Origin of the sequence: Streptomyces sp. BE20 (genome assembly GCF_036322525.1) — a bacterium.
Lineage (GTDB): Bacteria > Actinomycetota > Actinomycetes > Streptomycetales > Streptomycetaceae > Kitasatospora.
The window spans coordinates 1-621 of the sequence record NZ_JAQYWW010000463.1; the positions used below are offsets into that span (position 1 = coordinate 1).

The window sequence follows — 621 nt, forward strand, 5'->3', positions numbered from 1 at the left end:
CTCAACGACAACTTCCTCAGCCTCGGCAACATGCAGGTCATCGCCGAAGCCGCCACCATCACCGGCCTCCTCGCCATCGTCCAGACCGTCGTCATCATCTGCGGCGGCCTCGACATCTCCGTCGGCTCCCAAGCCGGCGTCGCCTCCGTCGTCTCCGCGATGGCCTTCACCTCGGCCGGCTCCAACGCCCTCACCGGCATCGCCGCCGCCATCGGCGTCGGCATCCTCGTCGGCATCCTCAACGGCCTGATCATCGTCTACGGCCGCGTCAACCCCACCATCGCCACCCTCGCCGGCCTCGCCGCCTACAAGGGCCTCGCCCAACTCCTCTCCGACGGCCGCGCCCAGGGCTACGTCCTCAACGACGACCTCTTCGTCTTCCTCGGCCGCGGCAAAATCGCCGGCCTCCCCGTCATGGTCTGGATCCTCATCCTCACCGCCGTCGCCGTCCACATCCTCCTCAAGTACACCGACATCGGCCGCAACCTCTACGCCATCGGCGGCAACGACACCGCCGCCCGCCTCGCCGGCATCAACATCAACAAATACCTCATCGCCGTCTACGCCCTCATCGGCACCGTCGCCGCCCTCGCCGGCATCCTCCTCACCGCCCGCACCGGC

At 68.1% G+C, this 621-nt stretch carries 1 protein-coding gene; it reads left to right on the plus strand.

Going from position 1 to position 621, the window contains the following annotated elements; translation table 11 throughout:
* On the plus strand, window positions 1–621 hold a 621-nt coding region (locus PUR61_RS05645), incomplete at both ends, for an ABC transporter permease (protein WP_329876251.1).